This window comes from Streptomyces sp. NPDC002055 (assembly GCF_040296705.1).
In the GTDB taxonomy this organism is placed as follows: domain Bacteria; phylum Actinomycetota; class Actinomycetes; order Streptomycetales; family Streptomycetaceae; genus Streptomyces.
Window position 1 is genome coordinate 1 of record NZ_JBEOXS010000043.1, and the last position, 19,894, is coordinate 19,894.

22 protein-coding genes are annotated in these 19,894 nt (G+C 69.8%); 19 read left to right on the forward strand and 3 right to left on the reverse strand.

From position 1 onward, the window contains the following. Positions 1-139 precede the first annotated feature (139 nt). Positions 140-598 carry an ATP-binding protein gene (locus ABT112_RS24280; RefSeq protein WP_351512882.1) on the reverse strand — a complete coding sequence of 153 codons (459 nt, stop codon included), beginning with the start codon at positions 596-598 and terminating at the stop codon, positions 140-142. Positions 599-757: 159 nt separating this feature from the next. Between ABT112_RS24280 and ABT112_RS24285 the strand changes: the two genes are divergently transcribed. Together ABT112_RS24285 and ABT112_RS24290 are read left to right on the forward strand one after the other, a co-directional pair. Then, positions 758-1,390, forward strand: a complete 633-nt coding sequence (locus ABT112_RS24285; protein WP_351512884.1) for a TetR/AcrR family transcriptional regulator — start codon at positions 758-760, stop codon at positions 1,388-1,390. 217 nt (positions 1,391-1,607) lie between these two features. Further along, positions 1,608-2,444 carry an SGNH/GDSL hydrolase family protein gene (locus ABT112_RS24290; protein WP_351512886.1) on the forward strand — a complete coding sequence of 279 codons (837 nt, stop codon included), beginning with the start codon at positions 1,608-1,610 and terminating at the stop codon, positions 2,442-2,444. 82 nt (positions 2,445-2,526) lie between these two features. Here the strand turns inward: ABT112_RS24290 and ABT112_RS24295 are convergent, their stop codons facing one another. Beyond that, on the reverse strand, positions 2,527-3,249 hold the full coding sequence (locus tag ABT112_RS24295; RefSeq protein WP_351512888.1) for a recombination directionality factor: 723 nt from the start codon (positions 3,247-3,249) through the stop codon (positions 2,527-2,529). A gap of 354 nt (positions 3,250-3,603) precedes the next feature. Between ABT112_RS24295 and ABT112_RS24300 the strand changes: the two genes are divergently transcribed. The 10 genes from ABT112_RS24300 to ABT112_RS24345 all read left to right on the forward strand — a co-directional run bounded on the left by ABT112_RS24300 (position 3,604) and on the right by ABT112_RS24345 (position 11,006). Beyond that, positions 3,604-3,816 (forward strand): hypothetical protein, encoded by a 213-nt coding sequence (locus tag ABT112_RS24300; RefSeq protein ID WP_351512890.1) that lies wholly within the window; start codon positions 3,604-3,606, stop codon positions 3,814-3,816. A gap of 70 nt (positions 3,817-3,886) precedes the next feature. Then, positions 3,887-4,264: an effector-associated constant component EACC1 gene (locus tag ABT112_RS24305; RefSeq protein WP_351512892.1), complete on the forward strand. Its 378-nt coding sequence runs from the start codon at positions 3,887-3,889 to the stop codon at positions 4,262-4,264. Next, positions 4,257-5,801: a caspase, EACC1-associated type gene (locus ABT112_RS24310; protein WP_351512894.1), complete on the forward strand. Its 1,545-nt coding sequence runs from the start codon at positions 4,257-4,259 to the stop codon at positions 5,799-5,801. The genes ABT112_RS24305 and ABT112_RS24310 overlap by 8 nt, the downstream gene beginning before the upstream one ends. Before the next feature lie 33 nt (positions 5,802-5,834). Next, entirely contained in the window at positions 5,835-6,122 is a 288-nt protein-coding gene (locus ABT112_RS24315; protein ID WP_351512896.1) for a hypothetical protein, read from the forward strand. Positions 6,123-6,133: 11 nt separating this feature from the next. Continuing rightward, on the forward strand, positions 6,134-6,577 hold the full coding sequence (locus ABT112_RS24320; RefSeq protein ID WP_351512898.1) for a hypothetical protein: 444 nt from the start codon (positions 6,134-6,136) through the stop codon (positions 6,575-6,577). Between the two features lie 440 nt (positions 6,578-7,017). Then, a complete protein-coding gene (locus tag ABT112_RS24325; protein WP_351512900.1) occupies positions 7,018-7,338 on the forward strand; it encodes a helicase associated domain-containing protein in 321 nt (106 codons plus the stop codon). A 698-nt stretch (positions 7,339-8,036) separates the two neighbouring features. Then, complete coding sequence (locus tag ABT112_RS24330) at positions 8,037-8,624, forward strand: DUF6262 family protein (protein WP_351512902.1); 588 nt, start codon at positions 8,037-8,039, stop codon at positions 8,622-8,624. Positions 8,625-8,964: 340 nt separating this feature from the next. Next, positions 8,965-9,303, forward strand: a complete 339-nt coding sequence (locus tag ABT112_RS24335; RefSeq protein WP_351512903.1) for a PadR family transcriptional regulator — start codon at positions 8,965-8,967, stop codon at positions 9,301-9,303. Further along, positions 9,300-10,244, forward strand: coding sequence for an HAAS signaling domain-containing protein (locus ABT112_RS24340; RefSeq protein ID WP_351512905.1), 945 nt, complete (start codon positions 9,300-9,302; stop codon positions 10,242-10,244). The genes ABT112_RS24335 and ABT112_RS24340 overlap by 4 nt, the downstream gene beginning before the upstream one ends. Before the next feature lie 81 nt (positions 10,245-10,325). After that, positions 10,326-11,006, forward strand: coding sequence for a DUF5655 domain-containing protein (locus ABT112_RS24345; protein ID WP_351512907.1), 681 nt, complete (start codon positions 10,326-10,328; stop codon positions 11,004-11,006). 97 nt (positions 11,007-11,103) lie between these two features. Here ABT112_RS24345 and ABT112_RS24350 read toward each other — a convergent pair whose 3' ends face one another. After that, positions 11,104-11,850: a DNA-methyltransferase gene (locus ABT112_RS24350; RefSeq protein WP_351512908.1), complete on the reverse strand. Its 747-nt coding sequence runs from the start codon at positions 11,848-11,850 to the stop codon at positions 11,104-11,106. Positions 11,851-12,423: 573 nt separating this feature from the next. Here ABT112_RS24350 and ABT112_RS24355 point away from each other — a divergent pair. The 7 genes from ABT112_RS24355 to ABT112_RS24385 all read left to right on the forward strand — a co-directional run bounded on the left by ABT112_RS24355 (position 12,424) and on the right by ABT112_RS24385 (position 19,649). Further along, positions 12,424-13,575, forward strand: a complete 1,152-nt coding sequence (locus tag ABT112_RS24355) for a C40 family peptidase (RefSeq protein WP_351512910.1) — start codon at positions 12,424-12,426, stop codon at positions 13,573-13,575. An 86-nt stretch (positions 13,576-13,661) separates the two neighbouring features. Further along, positions 13,662-13,970, forward strand: coding sequence for a DUF6112 family protein (locus tag ABT112_RS24360; protein WP_351512912.1), 309 nt, complete (start codon positions 13,662-13,664; stop codon positions 13,968-13,970). Next, positions 13,970-14,644, forward strand: a complete 675-nt coding sequence (locus ABT112_RS24365; RefSeq protein WP_351512914.1) for a hypothetical protein — start codon at positions 13,970-13,972, stop codon at positions 14,642-14,644. Before ABT112_RS24360 ends, ABT112_RS24365 begins: the two co-directional genes overlap by 1 nt. A 25-nt stretch (positions 14,645-14,669) precedes the next feature. Continuing rightward, positions 14,670-15,974 (forward strand): SCO6881 family protein, encoded by a 1,305-nt coding sequence (locus ABT112_RS24370; RefSeq protein ID WP_351512916.1) that lies wholly within the window; start codon positions 14,670-14,672, stop codon positions 15,972-15,974. A 141-nt stretch (positions 15,975-16,115) separates the two neighbouring features. After that, a complete protein-coding gene (locus ABT112_RS24375) occupies positions 16,116-17,588 on the forward strand; it encodes an SCO6880 family protein (protein ID WP_351512918.1) in 1,473 nt (490 codons plus the stop codon). A gap of 34 nt (positions 17,589-17,622) precedes the next feature. Next, positions 17,623-18,075: a DUF6238 family protein gene (locus ABT112_RS24380; protein WP_351512920.1), complete on the forward strand. Its 453-nt coding sequence runs from the start codon at positions 17,623-17,625 to the stop codon at positions 18,073-18,075. A gap of 26 nt (positions 18,076-18,101) precedes the next feature. Then, entirely contained in the window at positions 18,102-19,649 is a 1,548-nt protein-coding gene (locus tag ABT112_RS24385; RefSeq protein ID WP_351512922.1) for a putative type IV secretion/conjugal transfer ATPase, read from the forward strand. Positions 19,650-19,894: the final 245 nt, after the last annotated feature.

The following is a 19,894-nucleotide window of genomic DNA, read 5'->3' on the forward strand; positions in this document are numbered from 1 at the left end:
GCCGGGGAGCGCGGAGCGGCGGCCGGGGCGGGTGCCCCGCCGCCGCATCGCGGTGGGCGGGCGGCCGGGGCGGTTGCCGGGGTGGGGCGAACCCTGCGGCCGGGCCGGTGGGACGGGGGCCGTCCGGGAGCGGGCGGGGTCAGCCCAGCTCGAACCAGACGGACTTGCCGCGCGCGGTCTGCTCCACGCCCCAGTTGTGGGAGAGCAGATGGACGAGCTCCAGCCCGCGGCCGTTCTCGTCGTCCGGTGCGGCGGAGCGCAGCAGCGGCGGACGGGTACTGCTGTCCGTCACATGGCAGCGCAGGATGTTCCGGTGTTCGACGCGGAGGTGCAGCGGCCCGCCGGCGTGCAGCAGTGCGTTGCCCACCAATTCGCTGACCAGGAGCTCCGCGGTGTGGGTGTGGTGTTCGAGGTCCCAGTCGGCGAGGATCCCGCGGACCGCGACGCGGGCCCGGCGGCAGGCGGCCGGGCTGGAGGGAAGTTGCCAGGGGCCCGCGGTGCGGCTGTCCGGGCTCGGATTGCCGACCAGCCAGGGCGGACCCTCGGGTATGTGCGGGAGGGCATCCTCCGGGTGCCCGGGGTGTTGCGCGTGGTGCATGGGCTCTCTCCACTACGGCAAGGGGCGGCCGGCTCCCTGAGGTGCCGGCCCGGCGGCGACCGACCGGCCGATCCCCCGTCTCCGGAGAAATCGATCATTTGACGCTCGACTGCCGCGCAAAACCCTAATTCGGCTTTACCGGGAAGTAAAGTGGCATTCATGATCGTTCGCCCCACCGACGAGAGCATGCTCGCCGCGGCTTCCGCGGTATTCGCCGACATCGGGTTCCACACGGCCACGATGGAGGACATCGCCACCCGCGCGGGGACGACCAAGCCCACCCTGTATTCCCATTTCGGCAGCAAGGACGACCTCTACCGGCACTGCGGCGAGCGCGCCGCCGAAACACTCGGCCGGCGGCTCTCCCAGGCCTATACGTCGGCCGAGCCGACGCTGGAGCAGCAGGTCCGCGCGGGCACCCTGACCCTCTTCGGGTACGCCACCGAGCACGCGGCCGAGTTCCGGCTGCTCTTCGGCGCCGACCCGGTGGGGACGATCACGGTGTCCCGGAAGCGCCTGATGGACGCGGCCGCACAGGAGATCGCCGGACGCATCCGGGATTTCACCGACCGTCACGGCAGCCGGAGATGGGGAGCGAGCGCGGAATTGTGCGCGACGCTGATCGTCGGCCTGACGGTCGAGGGCGCCCGGTACGCATTGATGACGGATTCCCTGGATGTGGCGTCCGGTGCGGAATTCGCGAGCGCTTTCACCGTGGCCGCCCTCCGGAACATCGATTCCGGCCCGGCCGAGGAAATCGACGCCCGGCATCCGGGACCGGAATCCTCGTGAGGACGCGCCGCCGGGCACAGGCCGCCGGCCTCGGCATTCTCCGGCGCGTTTCCGCGAGTTGACACGATTCCGCGTGCGCGCGGCGCGGGCCGGGCCCCCGCCGCCGTGTGTCGCCCTGAGCGGAGCCTCCTCGGCCCCGCGCAGGGCCCGCGGCCGCCGGCCGGGAACCGGTCCCGGTGCCATACGGCGTACATGACGGGAGTAGGATCCTTCCGCCATGCAGATCAATGCCCCATACACCAGTCTTGTCGCTCTGGGTGACTCCTTCACCGAGGGCATGTCGGACGCCCTGCCGGACGGCACGTTCCGCGGCTGGGCCGACCTCCTCGCCGCGCGGCTGGCCGCGCGTACGCCCGGCTTCCGGTACGCCAACCTCGCGGTCCGCGGCAAGCTCATCGGGCAGATCGTCGACGAGCAGGTGGAGCCGGCGGCACTGATGGGAGCCGACGTGATCACCCTCGTCGGCGGGCTCAACGACACGCTGCGCCCGAAGTGCGACATCGGCCTGGTCTGCGCCCGGCTGGAGGAGGCCGTGACCCGGCTCGCGCCGAGCTGCCGGCAGCTCGTCCTGATGCGCAGCCCCGCCCGGCGCGGCCCGGTGGCCACCCGGTTCCGGCCGCGGATGGAGCAACTGTTCGCCTTCATCGACGACGTGGCGGCGCGCCACGGCGCCCGGGTGGTGGATCTGTACGGGGCGGCCGCGCTGGGCGACCCGCGGCTGTGGGCCGACGACCGGCTGCATCTGAACGCCGAGGGGCACCGGCGGGTGGCCGAGGCCGTCTGGCAGGCCCTGGGGCACCCGGCGGAGGAGGACTGGACGGTGCCGCCGCCGGCGGCTCCTCCGGCCGGCTGGTTCGTCCGGCGGGCGGGCGACGCCCGGTTCGCCCGCGAGCACCTCGTGCCCTGGATCGGACGGCGGCTGACCGGCCGGTCGTCCGGGGACGGCCGGACAGGCGCCCAGTTTAGCGCTGAGCTTGGCAAAGCCTTCTGGGCCACCCCTGCGAACCACACAAACCCTGGCCCTGTGACGGACTGGCGACGGGTGTGGCCTTGACCCGATGCCCTGCCCGGCTGCCATGCACCGCCGATTAAACGCGGGCCTCACCTGCAGGACACCTGCAGCCGACGGACCGGCGTCACGCCGCGAGTCGTACGGCATCCTGGGCGAGGACCTGCGTCCTGCAGACCTCAACGACCGGCCGCCTGTAGCTCACGGCGAGCCCAGAGCGTGTGATGAACTCCACCAGTTCACATCGCAGCACACCCAAGGCCGGAACAGCCGCCAGATCCAGGGCAGCAGCCAACGCGGGTAGCTCGGCAGCGAGTTCCCACGAGGTCGACACGAAAGAGAACACACCCAGCTCGGGAAGATCCGCCAGCCGGAAGCCGATTCGGACTTCCGGTATCGGCCCACGACCTGCCTGGGCTGCCGCCTTGCGGTCTGCCAGGCTCGTCGGACAACCACACAGCGATCCACGTGCGGTCGCGGGTTCCAAAAACCGGGATCCGTCGCAGAGATGGAAAGTATCACCAGGTCCGCGCATCGCCATCCGAAGCGAAAGGGCCTCCCTGCCCAGCAGGACAGGAACGCGATCGCAGCGCGTCAGGACCTCAACGACATGTTCGTCGCCGGTGTCCAACAGCTGCGGCGCGCCCCCATAGAACCCACCCAGGGCGTCAGCGATCGCATGGTCCTCCGTCGTGATGCGCCACGCCGACACCGCAGTAGGCCTTCCACCTCGCTGTCGCACCACATGGAAGCGGCCCACGGGATGGGCTGCGGATGCACGCGGCAGATCTGCCGCATCGTCTTCGAGCTTCTGAGCCCGGCTGGGGCCATGATGCGAGTGGGGAGCCATGATCTTCCTCCGGCGGCGAGATGTTCAGGGGCTCCGAGGATCCAAAGCACTCGCCGCTTGACCTAACCGGAATTCACGTGTAGGTAAATTCCAGCCCGCACATCATCAGGTCCGATCAAGGTCTGATCAGTTCCACCAACACCGCAACGTCTACGGCGACCTAGGTGTATTGATCACGAGCGTTGTTAACAGCTGGCTCGGTTCGCGAATGTCCTCGATACCCTGCCCCACCGCCGCTCCTCCCCTCAGATCCCCCAGACCACGCTCGAGTGGACAGGCACGACTTTCGGTCGGCCCGTAGGGCAGTTCTGTGAAAGGCCCCCGCACGGGCAGGAGCGGTGGTAGGACTGTCAAATGGCTACCTACCGCACCAAAGACGGTCACACCGTGGGCCTCGGCAGCACCGTGTGGTCCATCAACGGGCAAGGTCCCTTCACCCTCGCCAGACCTGATTCCGCCCCGCCCGGGTGGGTCTGCGCGGTGAGCAGCGACGGCGAAGACATCCGCCTGCACGATCCCAAGGACATCCCGCTGTACTACAACCGGGACCGGCGGGTGGAGGTCTGAGGATCTGAGGACACGCACGCCCTACGGAGACCGAGCCGGACCCGAGCAGACCATCGACCTGGAGACCTTGATGAGCGATCCGATCTCTGCGCAGCATTCCGACGCCGCCGAGGCGCCGTTCGCCTGTGCGGTGACAGTCTCCGAGCCGGCCGGCGTCGGTCCGCTGTTCCGCCGCCTCAGCACGATCCCGGACGCGACCGTCAACCGGCACCGCTCCGGCCCGGAGGACGGCAGGCTGGGCGTCGCCGAGACGCTGCACCTGCTCGTGCCGTCCGCGGCAGTGCTCACCGTCGTGATCCGCACCCTGCCAGCGTTCATCAGATCCAGACGATCGTCCATGAGCGTAACGATCACCCGGGGCGATCGATCCGTGACCTTCGACGGCAAGAACCTTCCAGACCCCGAGAAGGCCATCGAGATCACCGACCGCCTGCTCGGCGATGACTGACCTGGCGAACCGGGACTACTCCCGGTCACGGGCGGTCCTCATGGGCACCTGGGACTACCGGGACTTCCACAACGTCCCCGCAGTCGAACGCAGTTACCACCGGATGCGGGAACTGCTGCAGGACCCGGTGTGCGGCTCGTGGCCTGACGATTCCATCAAGCTGCTCAACAACCGCCCCACCCTCGGCACGACCCACGTCGAACTCATCGAGACGTTCCTTCAAGCCACCGATGTCGCGCTCTTCTACTACGTCGGACACGGGATCTACGACCACCGCGAGCGGCTGTGTCTCTCCGTGGGCGACACCCGAACCGATGCCAACTTCACGGCCGCCACGGGCTTGTCGTTCGAGGCGGTGCGGGACGCGTTCCGGGCCAGCAGAGCCGCGGTCAAGATCGCGGTGCTCGACTGCTGCTACGCGGGACTCGCCACGGAGGAATACGGTCGCCTCTCTGCCACCCGCCTGCCTCCGGTGTCCGGCGCCTATGTACTGATGAGCAGCAGCGCCATCGAGGCCTCCTGGCACGAGAAGGAAGACGTCATCGATGCCCAGACGTACTTCACCAAGGCCCTCGTCCGGACGGTGCAGGAGGGCATCCCTGGCGGACCGGCCGGTCTCACCTTCGACCACATCTTCGGCGTGGTCGCCGACCAACTGGTCGAGGACGGCAGCCCCGAGCCGGGCCGCCGCATCGAGGATCACGCTGCCGGCTGGGTGTTCGCCCGCAACAACGCCCCCGACGCCCCGCCCGAACCCGGCGTCGACCCGGATACCGTCTTCCACGAGGCGTACCGCCGTGAGACCAAGGAGGGAGTCGAGCGGCTGCCGGTGATCGCCGCGATGTACCGTGCGGCGGCCGACGCCGGACACGCCCCCTCGATGAACAGGCTCGGGCAGATCGCCGAAGGCCGGGTCCAGGCGAGGATGCAGGGTGTCGAGCCAGGACCTGTCGACAGGGCGAAGCTCCTGGAGGCCACGCAGTGGTACTCGAAGGCCTCGGAAGCCGGCGACCCGGTCGGTCCGCTGCACCTCGGACAGCTCTACGAGGAGCAGTACAACGACGCGGACCAGGCCGTGTACTGGTACGACCTCGCCGCGCGCCGGGGCAACGGCGCGGCCCAGGAGCGGCTGACCGGACTCCGGCAACGTATCCGACTCGGGATCGACACGCCCCGCGAGTCCGCGGACGCGAGGAGTGAGGAGGAGGAGCCGGAGCCCGCGCGCCCGGCGGCCGCGGCGCCCACTCTCTCCGGTCTCGCCGCCGAGGTGTTACGACAACGATGGCTGGCCGACTGGGACGGCAGCGAGCCGCTGGCGATCGCCCAGTGCCTCGATCTCCTCCTCGACGCCTGCGGCGGACCCCACGGTGAGTGGGCCACCCTCGACGAAACGGAACAAGAGCGCGTCCTCGCCGACTTCCTCGCCCTGCTGCCACCCAGGGCGAACCTCGCGCACGCGGCGCGCGACTACTACAAGGCCGTCGGCCCGGGGAAGCTCCGCGACCATGCTGCCGGACTCCTTCGCGCGGCGAGGTGACCCGAACCGTAACCCAGGACTAGGAAGGGCGACGTGACGATTCCCGAAGTCAGTACGGAACTCCGGCAGTCCCTCGAACGCCACCGGTTCTCGCTTCGGCCGCAGCCGGACCCGCGCCCCGGCGAGGAGATCGTCAGCGTCGTCCTCGAAGATGGCGGGGATACGTTCCACGCCGGACGGGTGGACCACTACCTGGGACTGTGGTCGGCCTTCGCCGTCGTACGGAACACCGGACTCTTCCGACTTGACGAGGTGGGCAGACACGAGTCGTTCGAGGACGCCGTGCTCGACGTCCTCATGAGTTTCACCCACGTCGAGTAGGAGGCGAAGGTATGCCTGTCGAACCACGGTTCCGCGACCAGACCCGATGCCTCGTCCTCAAGGACCGCAGGGCGAAGGCGCTCAACGACGCCCTCACACCGGACGACAGAATCGCCTTCAACGACTTCCTCGTCTCCGTGGCCGCCGTGCTCCTCGCACCGCGACTGGGCGACCGGTGCAGAATCGACGACCTCGCGGCGTTCACCGACGAGGTCGCGGCCCGGCACCGCAGCGAGCGGCGACCGGTCAACGAATTCGTCATGGAGGAGATCCTCCGCGAGATCTACGGACTCCCACTGCTCTTCCGGACGTTCCCAGTGCCTCCCCCGGCGGTGTCCGGGGCCGGCGCGGCGATCCTGCGGTACCTGACCAATACAGACGCCGGCGTCGCCGCTGGCATCGACCGCATCCTCGACACGGCCGCGGACCTCCACGAACGCCGCACCCGGCCCTGACCCCGACCGCCCTCCGACAGGCCAACGACTTCTTCGCGCTCATGTACTGCTGGGCTTGCGTCGGCTTCGCGTCGGTCCCGCTGATGGCGCCTTCGGCAGGGGTAGTGGGCCGACTTCCAGGAGGGCGCTGAGGGACTTGCCGGGGAGCAGCGAGCTCAAGGTGCACCGTCTTTACCACGCCCACCCGCCCAGGCTGGCGAGCCGGATACACCCGGCCAATTCTCGGCACTGAGCCGTGGCTCGATCCGGTAGCGCGCACCAACCCAGACGACGCGCTTGCGGCCAGGGGACGGGCAGGTCTGGCAGGGAGCGCGACGGGCGGTGAGGGCGTCGAGGAGCGGGGCGAGGCCGTCGAGGCCTCGGGGGTCGGCGGCGGCCGGCGGCCCGCCGACGGTGAGGACGAGGGCCAGGAGGACGAGGACGGAAAGGGCGCTGCTGCAGTGCCGCTGCTGCGGTTCTCCCTCCCGCGCAACCCCGACGTCATCGCCGCGTTCCTGCGCACCCGGGTGCTGCGGCCGGACTCCGAGGTGTGGCTGTCCGGGCTCAACGCGCTGCGCAAGTGGGTGGCGTCCGAGGGGCATGCGCAGGTGCCGATGGACGTGGTCGTGCCGATCCGGACGACCGAGAGCAACGGCGGCGACGGCAACGGCGGCACCTTCGCGCTGGGGGCGTGGGGCAGCGAGCAGCGACGGGCGTTCCGCGCCGGGACGCTGAAGGCGTGGCGGGCCGAGCTCCTGGGCGAGCTGGGCATGGTCTGGTAGGTCGCGGACTCCCGCTTCTACAAGAACCTCTCGGCGGCGAAGGCATACTTCGCGGTGCACCGGACCCTGGCCGCGCCGAAGGACGCGGTGCATGGAACTCACGGCACAGCTCCTTGACGGGACCTCTCCCGCAGGCAGCTGATCGCTGGTGTGGCCGTGCGTGAGGATCCCGGACTGGCCACCGACACGAAGCCGGCGTCTCGACGTCTCGGACACGGCCCGCACGCTCCACGAGCGGGAAACCCAAGCCGACGACCCGGGCCACGCTCCTTTGAAACTCCCCACTTCGTTGAACACTAGAGCGAGTGATGCGAGGAGCATCCCTGGCCGTTTTCAAGAACCCCATCACTGGAGAGCGAAACGTTCGTCCTGTCCGGCGCGGATCTCCTCTACTGGCGGCGCAAGCGCGAGCAGTGGCAGCTGCTGGCCGAAGGCGCCCCCGACGACGCCACCGCCGACTACCTCCACCGCTACTTCGAACCCACCGCTCGCGCCATCGACGGCCTGGAAAGGGCCCTGTCCGGCCTCGGCCTCCTCGACGATGCCCTCGCCCTGGACCTACGCAAACCGCAGGACTACTTCCACCGCGTGTGGTCCACCGCCTTCCGCGCCGCCGACCTCGTCGACGTCGCACAGGACGACGGCGAGTACAGCGATACGTGCACAACCGAGGACACCGACCCCGAACAGGACGTCGCATGAACACCGCCAGGGTCCTCAAGCCTCGCACCGCCGCGGCCCTGGCCGCCCGCCGCCGCAAGACCGAAACCGCCCTCCAGCGCGTCCGCGAGGCCATCACCCGCCTCAGGCGCGAGAAGGCCCAGGTCAGCGTCGCCGCCGTCGCCCGCCGCGCGGACGTCTCCCGCACCTTCCTCTACGACAACTCCGAGGCCAGGATCACGGTTGCCACAGCCATGGCCGAAGCCGGCGAACGCCGGTCTCGGATGCTCGCCGAGCAGGACGACGAGCGCGAGGCGACCTGGCGCGAACGCGCGCTGAACGCCGAGGACGCCCTCAAGGCCGCCCGGACCGAGATCCTCTCCCAGCGCACCTGCATCAGTGAACTCCTCGGCCAGATCAGGGACTTGCAGGCCGAGTGGTCCGAAGAGGCCATTCATCGGATCACCACCGAGAACGCCACGCTCAAGCAGCGAGTCCGTCAGCTGACAGCCGACAGCCGTACGCTCGACGAGCGGCTCAAGGCCGCCCGCTCCAACCTCCGGTTCCAGGACCGCCGCGTCGCCGACCTCGAAGCCCGCCTCGCCGATCCGCCCGGTCGAACCTGACCTGTGTCCGGGAACAGGTGGCGCATGGCGAGATCGCCATGCGTATCAGCGGTCGGCCCGCGATCGTGCGCCCGAAGCCGAGGCCGGAGTAGGAACGAAACACCGGCGTAGCTGCTCACAGCACGGTGATGTCGAGGGCGGCCGCGGTCTGGCCCCGGTCCTCAAGCCACGTCCGCGAGTTCGCGAAAGCTGAAGGGTTCTCAGCGGGAACCCGAGGGTCCGATGCCCTGATGCTAGGGGGCAGGACCGTGGGTTCGTGGTGAAGTCGCGGGGTGTCAGTCTCCAGCGGCCAATTCTGTGGGGGTTACATTAGTGTGCGACACACAGTATCGTGTTGTGTGTGGGCACCGATGAACTGATCCTCAGCCAGGCCCAGGAGCTGCGCCGCGGCACGGTCGTCCTGGCCTGCCTGGCGCTCCTGGAGGAGCCGCAGTACGGCTACGCGCTCCTGGAAACGCTCGGCAATGCCGGTATCACCGTCGACGGCAACACTCTCTATCCGCTGCTGCGCCGCTTGGAGAAGCAGGGGTTGCTCATCAGTGAGTGGAATACCGACGAGTCCAGACCGCGCAAGTTCTACCGGGTCAGCCCCGAGGGTGCTCGGGTCCGCACCGGACTGCTACGCGAGTGGCAGGAACTCGGCGCCGCAATATCACGACTGACCAAGGGGGACCGTTGAGTAAGTTGCATGCGTCCGACAGCACCAGCACGCTGACCGACCGTTACGTGGCGGAGGTCGTCCGGCGCATCCCGGCCGAGCAACGCGGCGACGTGGCCGACGAGCTGCGCGCCACGATCGCCGACACCGTCGAGGCCCGCGGCCCGGCCGACCCGGAGGCCGCCGAGCGCGAGGTGCTCACCGAGATGGGTGACCCGATCCGGCTCGCCGCCCGGTACGCGGACCGGCCGCTCGCGCTGATCGGGCCCGGGCTCTACCCGACGTACGTACGACTCCTCACGGTCCTGCTGTCCACCGTGCTGCCGGTCGTCACCGCCGTGACCATGGCGCTCGACGTCCTGGACGGCCAGGAGGTCGGCGAGGTGATCGCCGGAGCCGTCGCTGTGGTGCTCTCCACCGGCGCCCAGATGATCGCCTGGCTCACCGTCGTGTTCGCCCTGATCGAGCGGGCCGGCGCCGTCGGCGGAACCTGGACGCCTGACAACCTGCCCGACCGCCGCGTGCCGAAGAAGCGCGGCGCAGCGGCCTACGCCGCGGTGGCGTGGCACGCGCTGCTGATTGCCCTGATCGTCTGGCAACACACCGCGCAGCCGTACCGGACCGACGGCGGTATACGCCTCGACGTGCTCGACCCGCGCCTGTGGTCGGGCTGGATCTGGCCGATCCTAGCCGGGCTCGTCGGCCTCGTGACGCTCGACGCGATCCGGGCGGTGCGGGTGTGGACGCGTTCGCTGGCGGCCTTGAGCGCCGTCGCCGAGGCGGCCTTCGCGCTGCCGCTGGCGTGGGTGCTGTATCGGCAGGAGCTCTTCAACCCGGCCTTCCTGTCCGACATCAACGGTGGCTGGCAGACTCCGGACTCCTTCTACACCGTGGCGGTGGTGGGGGTCCTGGCGGTGGGCGCGGGCGAGGTGTTGAAGCGGCTCCACGAGGCGCGGGACTGAGTCCACGGCGGCCCGAGACCACTCGGACGAGCTACAGCAACGGCCCCAACTTCCCGTCGCAAGAAGGGCTCCGACAGTGGGGTGCTGTCGCAGGCCGTCTCCTACCTGTCCTGGCTGGAGTCGGCGCACCACGAGTTCGAGGCGCTTGTCCGGCGGGTGCTGGGCGCGGAGGCGGCCGAGTCGATCACCTGGCGTCGCCCGCGAATGGTCTGCATGGCGGCCAGCTTCTCCCATCACGACCGCGTGGCGGTGCAGCGGCTGCCCGAGCGGATCGACCTGGTGCGCTACCGGATCTTCGAGGGCGGCCTGCTGAGCCTGTTGCTCGTCGACTCCTCGCCCGGCTTCCCGACCGCCGCTTCGTCTCGGCGAAGCCGAGAGACGGTGGTCGGCAGCGCGTCAGCGGCATCGGTGACTCCTCCGCCGGCGGGTACCGGCCTCGTTCCGGAGTGCCTACGGGACCTGTACGCGGAGTTGGAGGACGCTCTGACGGCGTGGGGCGAGGTCGAGGTGGCGCCTCTGCGGCACTACATCGCCTACCGGCGGCTGGTGAATGTGGCATCGGTGATCTTCCGTCCGAAGCACGGGGTGATCCTGGTCTATCTCAGACTCGACCCGGACACCGTCACGCTGGAGGAGGGCTTCACCCGGGACATGCGCGGCATCGGGCACCTCGGGACCGGAGACTTGGAGGTGCGCCTCGCCTCGGCGGCCGGTCTGGAGAAGGCGGCGCCACTGATCAGGCGGGCGTTCGAGGCGGCCTGACACAATGAGAAGGGCGGCTGAGGCATCGGTTACTCGATGCTCCAGCCGCCCTTTTGCCGTCTGTGGCCCGCTGAACCTGGGCTCTCTGGTCTCATGGTCACGCCTCCGGTCCGGCCAAGGTGAAGTCGTCCTGCGTCAGCTCGGCGTGGAGGCGCTGCTCGGCTACGTCGGCGTAGTGCGAGGAGAGCTCGACGCCGACGAAGTGCCGGCCTTCGCGCAGGGCGGCGACGCCGGTCGATCCGCTGCCGGTGAAGGGGTCGAGGACGGTGCCGCCTTCGGGGCAGATCTGGACGAGCTGCTGCATGATCTCGACCGGCTTCTGGGTGATGTGCACCCGGTCCTTCCGCGGCTGGGAGGCGACGTAGTGGCCGGGCAGGTACAGGTCCCGGTCCTTGCCCAGGCTGCCCTTCACACCCCAGGTGATGAACTCCGACGACTGCTTGAACCCACCCTTGCGCGGGCGGCTGGCGGGCTTGATCCACGGGATCGTCCCGCTCCAGGTCCAGCCCGCCATCTGCAGTGCGTCGGACGTGGTCGGGCCCTGGCGCCAGTCGGAGAAGACCATGACGACCGCGTGCTCGGCCGAGGCACGGTACGCCTCCGTCAGCAGTTCGGTCAGCCAGGCTCGGTAGGAGCGCTGATCGCGGTTCTCGCCGGGGAAGTTGGCGAGGTCGTGGGAGGAGTTGCTGGTGACGTACTTAGCTCGCGCGGTACGGCCGGTGCGGTCCGAGCTGGTGCGTCCGCCGGAGTTGTACGGCGGATCAGTGATCACCGCCTGGACGCTCTCGTCCGGGAGGGACTTGAGCACGGTGAGGGCGTCGCCTCGGTGCAGCGTGTAGCTCATGTGCAGGGCCTCTTTCTGGGCATGGCGGGGCCGGGGGGCCGCTCCGGACGGCGTTCAACGACGCTCGTCGGGGTGGGTGGTGCCGGATGTTAGGCGTGATTTCCGGCCGGACCTAACGAGCTGAGCCTCGCTCCGTGAGGGGTCCGGGGGTCGCTTGGTGCGGCCGGAATCCCGGTCTACTGTCTCGTTCTGTCACCGGGCAGAAGCCTCGCTTCACCCCCGTTGACCTGTGCTTATCCGTGTTGTCTCGTCCAAGCGAGCTGTACGGGAGGCGCGTTTCCCCTCGTTCCCCACGCCGTCAGGAGAGCCGGTGTACTGCCTGAGATTACGAGCGCGGCCGGCTGCCGCGCGTGACCTGAGACCGGCGTCCGGGAGCTACCAACTCCTCTGACCCGGGCCCCCCGCCAGGCGGATCACATCGGCGCGGTGCCGACGGCTTTGCACGAGACGTCGGCACCGCGTCTCCTGCGAATACCGAGGAGCCGCTGCGATGCAGCATGCCGTAATACCCCCTCGCCCCGGCCCACCGTCGGCACCCGGCTGGCGCCGCCGCCGCGGTGAACGGCGGCGGCGATGAAGAAGACGACCGGAGCCGTGGTCGGCCTCTGCGCAACCGGTCCGCTGCTGCTTGCTGTTCCCGTCATTGCCTTTGGCGCCGAGACCGCTTCAGCCTCCTGCTCCACCAGCAGCGCACAGCCGGTGAGTACGGCAGCCGTCGCCACTCAGGTGAAGGCCATCCTGGACGGCAGCGACAAGAACTCGGTCCACGTGCCGACGCTGGACGATCCGACCGAGCAGGTCCCCAACGCCAAGACGATCCAGGCCACCGGCGTCGCGATGAACATTCCGGCCCGGGGGCAGGTCGTGGCCCTGGCGACCGCCCTGCAGGAGAGTGGCCTGCGGAACTTGACGTACGGCGACCGTGATTCGCTGGGTCTGTTCCAGCAGCGTCCGTCGCAGGGCTGGGGCACGGCGAACGAGATCCTCGACCCGATACATACCTCGACCACGTTCTACGAGGGGCTGCAGAAGGTCTCGGGCTGGCAGTCCCTGTCCATCGCGCAGGCCGCTCAAGCGGTGCAGCGGTCGGGCTTCCCAGAGGCGTACGCCAAGTGGGAGCCCCTGGCCGCCGCGCTGCTGAAGGCCATCGAGCCCGTGCCAGCAAAGGCCGGTGACACATCGTTGAGCCCGTCGCCATCCGGCCCGACCCGCGCCGACACCGTCAGCCGTTCGCCCGGTACCGCGGGCAGCTGTGCGGCCGATGGGGACGGGACCGGCTTCGGCACCATTCCACCCGGCACGGTGCCGGCCGGGTACAAGATCCCCGCCGCTGCTCCGCCGAAGGTCCGGACGGCGATCCGGTGGGCACTCGGCCAGCTCGGCACTCCGTATCAGTGGGGCGGGACCTGCACTGCTCCGCACAGCAAGGTGCCGATGCGTCGATGTGACTGCTCGTCCCTGACGCAGCAGTCGTACAAGGCCGCCGGGGTCGCCCTGTCTCGGACGACGTACACGCAGGTCAAGGAAGGCAAGCCGGTCTCGGTCGGTTCGCTGGAGCCGGGCGACCTGGTGTTCACCGAGGGCGCCGCGTCCCGTCCGGAACACGTGGGCATGGTCATCGGCCGGGGTCTGGTCGTCCACGCCCCGCACACCGGCGATGTGGTCCGCATCGCGACCCTCGCGTCCTGGAAGCCGCAGATTCTCGCGGCCCGCCGAGTCGTCTGACCGGCACTTCTCCCCCTCCCCCTCTCTCGCACGGCCGCTTCACCCTCGTGGGCTTTGTCGTGCACTAATTCGCACTGGAGTTCGTCATGTATCTCGCCGACCAGGTCATCCAGCTCGCCTACGACCCTGGGATCAAGCCGAACGAGGGCGGGCTGCCCGGCCTGTCCGTCCTCAAGCAGGTGATGGGCTCCATCAACCTCTACGGCATCATCGCCGCGGTCGGCTCGCTCGCTGTCAGCGCGGGCGTGTGGGCCTGGGGGCACCACTCGGGCGGACACCAAGCCGAGGCCAACGGCAAGAAGGGCGTGCTGGTGAGCGCCGGCGCGGCGCTGTTGTTGGGTGCCGCGAACGGTGTGGTGGCGTTCTTCAGCGGGCTGGGAGCGCAGGTTCACTGATGTCTTCCCGCCCGACGAACCCCGGCGGCGCATCTCACGTGCGCCGCCGGGTGCTGCTCGGCACCGCTGTCCTGGTGGTGCTTGTCGCCCTCGCCGGCCTGGCCGCGTACCTCACCCGCGATGGCAGGAGCCCTTCCAAAGCCCCTGCTGTCCAAGCGAGTTCGCCTGCAGCCTCCTCGACCGCCTCGTCCGCACCACGCACTCGCCCTCGAGCCCTCGCGGTTCCTCCGAGGACCCACGACCCGATCGTGTTCGGGGAGGCCGCCGCGGCAGCGCTGTGGTCCTACGACACCCGCGCGTACTCGCGGACGGAGCTGCGGACCGCTCTGCGCGCGTGGCTGACCACCGAGGACAAGTACGCCGATCTGGGGTCGGTCGACAAGGTCGTCCCCTCGGCCGTGCTGTGGAAGGAGATGGCCGCCAACCGCCAGTTCGCCACCGCCAAGGTGCACGAGGGGCACTTCCCGGACTCCTTCACCCGTGCTCTTCAGTCCGATCCCGGGGCGATCACCCAGGCGTACATCTACGCCGTCACAGTCTCCGGCAAGCAGTCGATCGCCTGGAAGGGCTGTCACGCCGGCGGTGCGGAGAGCCGTACCACCACCCTCGCGGTCCAGTGCCGTCCCCACCAGCCCTGCGCCTTGGTCGGCGTCATGCCGTCCGTCGCGCCCTGACCCGTTCAAGGAAGGAGGTGCCACCATGGCAGTCTGCGACTTGCCGCTGATGGACAAGGTGTGCGGCGCCGTCGACTTCGCCGCCAACCCCGCAGGAGCCGTCACCGACGGCATCGGGGCATGGATCGCGAAATCGGCGGGTGAACTGGCCGCCAGTGCGGCGGACCTCGCCGCCACGGCCGTCAACGAGACGACCGCCATCGACCTCCACGCCGGGTGGTTCCGGGACAACTATGAACTGCTGCTGCCTATCGGGCTCGCGCTGACCGTCGGCACGTTCTGCCTCCAGTTGATGTTCGCGGCCTGGCGGCGAGACGAACGCGCCTTGGCGCAGGCCGCGATCGGCACCATGACCGGCGTCCTGTTCAGCTTCAGCGCCATCGCCTTCACCACCGTCGCCGTCACCGTGGTCGACGCCTTGTCGAACGGCCTTCTCCAGGCGGCCAACACCTCGGTCGACGACGCGATCCGCCGCGTGATCAAGGTCAACGAACTGGGGGCGATGTACGGCCTCGGCTGGGGCGTCCCCAGCCTGGTCGCACTCGGCTGCGCGATCGGCGCGTTCCTGTACTGGGGCGTGATGGTTGCCCGCAAGGTCGGCGTCCTGGTCCTGGTCGCGCTCGCCGTCTTCGCCGGCGCCGGGGGCGGCTGGGAGGTCGCCAAGCGATGGCGGCGTGGCTGGATCGAGGCCACCGCCACCCTGGTCGTCTCGAAACTCCTGATGACCGTGGTGTTCCTCATTGGCGTCTCGGCGATGGGCAAGTCGGATGCCCACGACGGCATGGCCGCACTGTCCGACGCGCTGGCCGGAATCGTCGTGATGGTGCTGGTGCTGCTGTGCCCGTATGCCACGTACAAGTTCGTGCACTGGGCCAGCGACGGTGGCGGTCACGACGATCTGCACCGCACCGGTGTCGCCGGCATGGCGGTCGCTGCGGGGGCCGCGAAGACCGCGGGCAGCCTGGCGATGCAGGCCGGCACCGGCACCCCCGCCCCGCAGGGGCCGAATCAGGTTCCCGGCGCCGGTGCCGATGGCGTCGCCTCCGGCATCAACCCCTCCGGCGGCAACCTCAGCAAGGAGGGCATCGACGCCGGTCCGCCCAGGCAGCAGACCCGGTTCCGGTACGGCGAGGATCCGAACGCGTCGGGCGACAAGGGCCGGTCCCTGATTCAGCGACCCGGCATCCCACCGCTCATCACGCGCCCCCACGAAGACGAAGCAGGGCCTGCCGGAGTACCCGTCAGCGTCGCTGGCGCGTCGGCTCCGGGCGCCAGCGTGACCTACGTGGGCACCGGCGATCCGGCCTCACCGCCGCCTTCGGGCACCTGACCGATCACATTCGGGGGCGGGCTGCACACCCAGCCCGCCCCCCCTCTCGCGACCGACCGACCACCAGAGGAGCCTCGCCATGGCCTCCAGAAGAGTGCCGCGCGCCCCGCCCTCCGCCCGCTCCCACCGTCTGGAACCCTCATGTCCGGCAAACACCAAGCCGAAGCCACCACGGCCACCGTGAAGTTCCCCCACCGCAGCAGGCGCGGCATCCTGCTCGGCCTGACCGCCCCGCAACTGATCGTCGCGAGCCTGACCGGCCTTCTTCTGCTCGCCGTGGTCCTCACCCGCGGCGTGGTCGGCGCTCTCGAACTCATCCCCCTGTGGGCCGCCATCGCCCTCCTCGTCTTCGTTCGCCACCGCGGCCGCGCCCTGGCCGACTGGGTTCCGATCGTCACCCGGTACGTCCTGCGCCGGATGCGAGGGCAGCTCGTCTGGCTCACCCGGCCCTCCCGCCGACCGTCTCGCGAAGGGCTCCTCCACCTGCCCGGCACCGCGGCCAGCCTGCGCGTGGTCACCGCTCCCGACCGCCGATACGGTGCGGTTCACGACCCCCATGCCGGCACGCTGACCGCCGTGGTCAAGGTCTCTTCCCGCGCCTTCGCACTGCTCGACCCGGGCACCCAGCAGGCGAACGTGGGCGGCTGGGGACGCGCGCTGGCCGCGCTCGCCCGGACCGGGCAGGTTGCCCGCATCCAGGTGATCGAGCGCACTGTCCCGGACTCCGGCGACGCCCTGCGTCGGTATTGGGAGGAGCACGGCCGGCCTCATGCTCCCGTGGCCGGCGCGGTCTACAGCGAGCTGGTCCAGAGCGCTGGCCCGGCCGCAGCGCCGCACGAGGCGTACGTGGCGGTGTCGCTGGACATCAAGGCGGCTCGACGGCTGATCAACCAGGCCGGAGGCGGTCTGACCGGGGCGTTCAGCGTGCTGGGGCAGCTGACCTCCACGTTCGATCAGGCCGCTCGGACTGCCGGTCTCCACCCCACCGGGTGGCTCAGCGCCCGTGAGATCGCGGCTGTCGTGCGGACGGCGTACGACCCGAAGTCCTCCGCGGCGCTGGACCGTTGGTCCACCGTCGGTCGTCCCGAGGCCGAGCCCGCCGCTGCCGGCCCCGTTGTGGTCGTCGAGAAGTCGGACCACATCACGACCGATACGGCCGTCCACGCCACGTACTGGGTGGAGAACTGGCCCAGGACCGAGACCAGCGCGGGCTTTCTGCATCAGCTCCTGTTCACCGGTGGGGTCCGGCGGACGCTGTCACTCTCCTACGAGCCGAAGGGGCTGGACGCCGCCCTGCGTGACGTCCAACGCAAGAAGGCCAGCGTGATCGCCGATGCCGCCGAACGGGCCCGGCGCGGCCAGGTCGACTCCGAAGCGGACTCGATCGAGTACCAGGACATCAAGTCGCGGGAACGTCAGCTCATCGCGGGCCATGCGGATGTCGCCCTGACCGGCCTGCTGACCGTCTCGGCCGATTCCGAGGAAGCACTCCGTTCCGCCTGCGCAGTCGTGGAGACCGCCGCAGTCGGCGCCCAGCTCGACCTCCGGCCGCTCACCTGGCAGCAGGCCGAAGCGTTCACCGCCGCCGCCATGCCGCTCGCTCTCGCCGCTTGATCCCGGCCGTCCCTCCCTCTGAGAGAACCTCCTCATGTCCTGCACCACCAGCCCGACCGCGGAGGACTTCGTGCCCTTCGCTACCGCCGCGCTCGACTTCCATCGCGCGCTCAACCTTCCGACCGGCCCTCTCGTCACCACTCGCGCTGAGCTGGACGCTCTGCACTCCCACCTCGTCTCGCTGCACGGGCTGCTCGACGCCCATGCCGTTCGTGTCGGGCAGCTCGTCCCGGCCGAAGGCGACCCGCTCCGCGCCGCCCGCACCCGAATCTGGCAGGCCGCCGACCACCTCCACGCCGCATACCACGCGGCACCCCGGCCGGCCGCCGGCGAAGTCCCGGATCGCGAGGCATGCAAGGCCGGCCTGCCCGAAGGGGCGCCGGAGCTGACCATCTGCCAGCGCCATCAGCGCACCGCCCACCTGGTGCGCCGCCGCACCACCCCGGCCGACCTGCACGCACCGTTCACCGGCCACGTCCGCCGCTGACCGCCTTCCGTTCTGGAGAAACGTTCATGCCCCGCACCCGCGCCAGTGCCTCCCCCCTGTTCGTCCCCCGCAAGGCACCGCGCACCGGGCGGAGGGCCGCCCGCGCCGGTTTCGCCGAGGCCCGCCGCAAGGCCCGCCTCGCCGTCACACCGCCCAAGCGCCGTACCGAGGGAGCCTTCGATCCGGAGCTGCGGCCGACATACCCGCCGTCCGGACGCCCCGGCCCCTCCTCGGCCCGGGGCGGCACGCTCAACCTGCCTGCCCACCGGATGACCACCGCCACGGCCTCCGGCGCCTACCCCTTCGTGGCGGAAGGGGGCCTGGGCGCCGAAGGGGTCTTCATCGGCAGGGACGTGCATGCAGAGGCCGCGTTCTGCTTCGACCCGTTCTCGCTGTACGGGCGGGTCGAAGGCTTCACGAACCCGAACGCGGTCCTCGCCGGGATTATCGGCATGGGGAAGTCGGCGTTGGCGAAGTCCATCGCCACCAGGTCGATCGCCCACGGCTACCGGATCTACGTCCCGTCTGATCCCAAGGGCGAATGGACGGGCGTGGCCCAGGCACTCGGTGGCCACACCATCGCGCTGGGGCCGGGGCTGCCGGGCAGGTTGAACCCCTTGGACGCCCCGGCCCGGCCCGCCTCCATCAGCGATGACGACTGGGCGACCGAAGTCCGAAAGCGCCGCCTGCTGCTCCTGGCCGGCCTGGCTCGCACCGTGCTCAAGCGCGATCTCCAGCCGATGGAGCACACCGCCCTGGACCTCGCCCTCGACCTGGTCGTCACCGAGGCAGCCGCCAGCGGCACGGTGCCGCTGCTCGGCGACATCGCGCACGCCCTCGGCTCACCCGAACGCCTCGACCGAGCCCTCGGCAACCAGACCGGACACCTGGGGCCGGCCGCTCAGGACCTCGCGCACGCCCTGCGCCGGCTGGTGCACGGCGACTTGAGCGGCATGTTCGACGCCCCGAGCACCGTGGAATTCGACCCGACCACGCCGATGCTGTCCATCGACCTCTCCCGCCTCGGCGGCGGTGGCGACGACACCGCTCTGGTCCTCGCGATGACCTGCGCAAGCGCGTGGATGGAGTCCGCCCTCGCCGACCCCGACGGCGGCCGACGCTGGGTGATCTACGACGAGGCGTGGCGGCTGATGCGGCACGCCGGCCTGCTGGAACGGATGCAGAGCCAGTGGAAACTCTCCCGCGGCCTCGGCATCGCGAACCTGATGATCATCCACCGGCTGTCGGACCTGCTTTCGGCGGGCGACGCCGGCTCGCGCGGCCGGGTACTGGCCGAGGGCCTCCTGGCCGACTGCTCCACCCGCATCATCTACCGCCAGGAGCCCGACCAGCTCACCGCCGCCGCTTCGCTGCTCGGCCTGACCGGAGTCGAAACCCAGGCCGTGTCCGCCCTGACCAAGGGCAGGGGCCTGTGGAAAGTCGCGGGCCGCAGCTTCATCACACAGCACATCCTGCACCCGGCCGAGCGCGAGCTGTTCGACACGGACGCCCGTATGACAAAGGCCGTGGGTTCACCCTTTCCGAAGGGCGCTCGAAACCCAACTCACGGGTGAAGCGTCCATAACGGTACGCGGGCGGACCCAGGTTCGTCCGTGCCCGCCGAACTGGCGGCTGCCTACGGTCGCCCAGTAGAAATTGACAGGCGGGGCTTCGAAGGGACTATGGCCGTGCAGGCGGCGTCAAGCCCCGGAACATGTCGGACAAGTAGTGGTCTTCGGCCTGCTTCTACCAATGAGCAACGGCCGGTGGCGTACACGGTCAGCAATCGGCTGGACACCTCTCCTGTTCAGCCAGGCTC

Excerpts from the sequence above, each read along its gene's own strand:
- ABT112_RS24330 (WP_351512902.1), top strand. The coding sequence starts at position 8,037 with ATGAACACCGCCAGGGTCCTCAAGCCTCGCACCGCCGCGGCCCTGGCC.
- ABT112_RS24285 (WP_351512884.1), top strand. The coding sequence starts at position 758 with ATGATCGTTCGCCCCACCGACGAGAGCATGCTCGCCGCGGCTTCCGCG.
- ABT112_RS24350 (WP_351512908.1), bottom strand. The coding sequence starts at position 11,850 with ATGAGCTACACGCTGCACCGAGGCGACGCCCTCACCGTGCTCAAGTCC.
- ABT112_RS24320 (WP_351512898.1), top strand. The coding sequence starts at position 6,134 with ATGCCTGTCGAACCACGGTTCCGCGACCAGACCCGATGCCTCGTCCTC.
- ABT112_RS24305 (WP_351512892.1), top strand. The coding sequence starts at position 3,887 with ATGAGCGATCCGATCTCTGCGCAGCATTCCGACGCCGCCGAGGCGCCG.
- ABT112_RS24300 (WP_351512890.1), top strand. The coding sequence starts at position 3,604 with ATGGCTACCTACCGCACCAAAGACGGTCACACCGTGGGCCTCGGCAGC.
- ABT112_RS24360 (WP_351512912.1), top strand. The coding sequence starts at position 13,662 with ATGTATCTCGCCGACCAGGTCATCCAGCTCGCCTACGACCCTGGGATC.
- ABT112_RS24290 (WP_351512886.1), top strand. The coding sequence starts at position 1,608 with ATGCAGATCAATGCCCCATACACCAGTCTTGTCGCTCTGGGTGACTCC.
- ABT112_RS24370 (WP_351512916.1), top strand. The coding sequence starts at position 14,670 with ATGGCAGTCTGCGACTTGCCGCTGATGGACAAGGTGTGCGGCGCCGTC.
- ABT112_RS24385 (WP_351512922.1), top strand. The coding sequence starts at position 18,102 with ATGCCCCGCACCCGCGCCAGTGCCTCCCCCCTGTTCGTCCCCCGCAAG.
- ABT112_RS24375 (WP_351512918.1), top strand. The coding sequence starts at position 16,116 with ATGTCCGGCAAACACCAAGCCGAAGCCACCACGGCCACCGTGAAGTTC.
- ABT112_RS24380 (WP_351512920.1), top strand. The coding sequence starts at position 17,623 with ATGTCCTGCACCACCAGCCCGACCGCGGAGGACTTCGTGCCCTTCGCT.
- ABT112_RS24295 (WP_351512888.1), bottom strand. The coding sequence starts at position 3,249 with ATGGCTCCCCACTCGCATCATGGCCCCAGCCGGGCTCAGAAGCTCGAA.
- ABT112_RS24365 (WP_351512914.1), top strand. The coding sequence starts at position 13,970 with ATGTCTTCCCGCCCGACGAACCCCGGCGGCGCATCTCACGTGCGCCGC.
- ABT112_RS24310 (WP_351512894.1), top strand. The coding sequence starts at position 4,257 with ATGACTGACCTGGCGAACCGGGACTACTCCCGGTCACGGGCGGTCCTC.
- ABT112_RS24355 (WP_351512910.1), top strand. The coding sequence starts at position 12,424 with ATGAAGAAGACGACCGGAGCCGTGGTCGGCCTCTGCGCAACCGGTCCG.
- ABT112_RS24280 (WP_351512882.1), bottom strand. The coding sequence starts at position 598 with ATGCACCACGCGCAACACCCCGGGCACCCGGAGGATGCCCTCCCGCAC.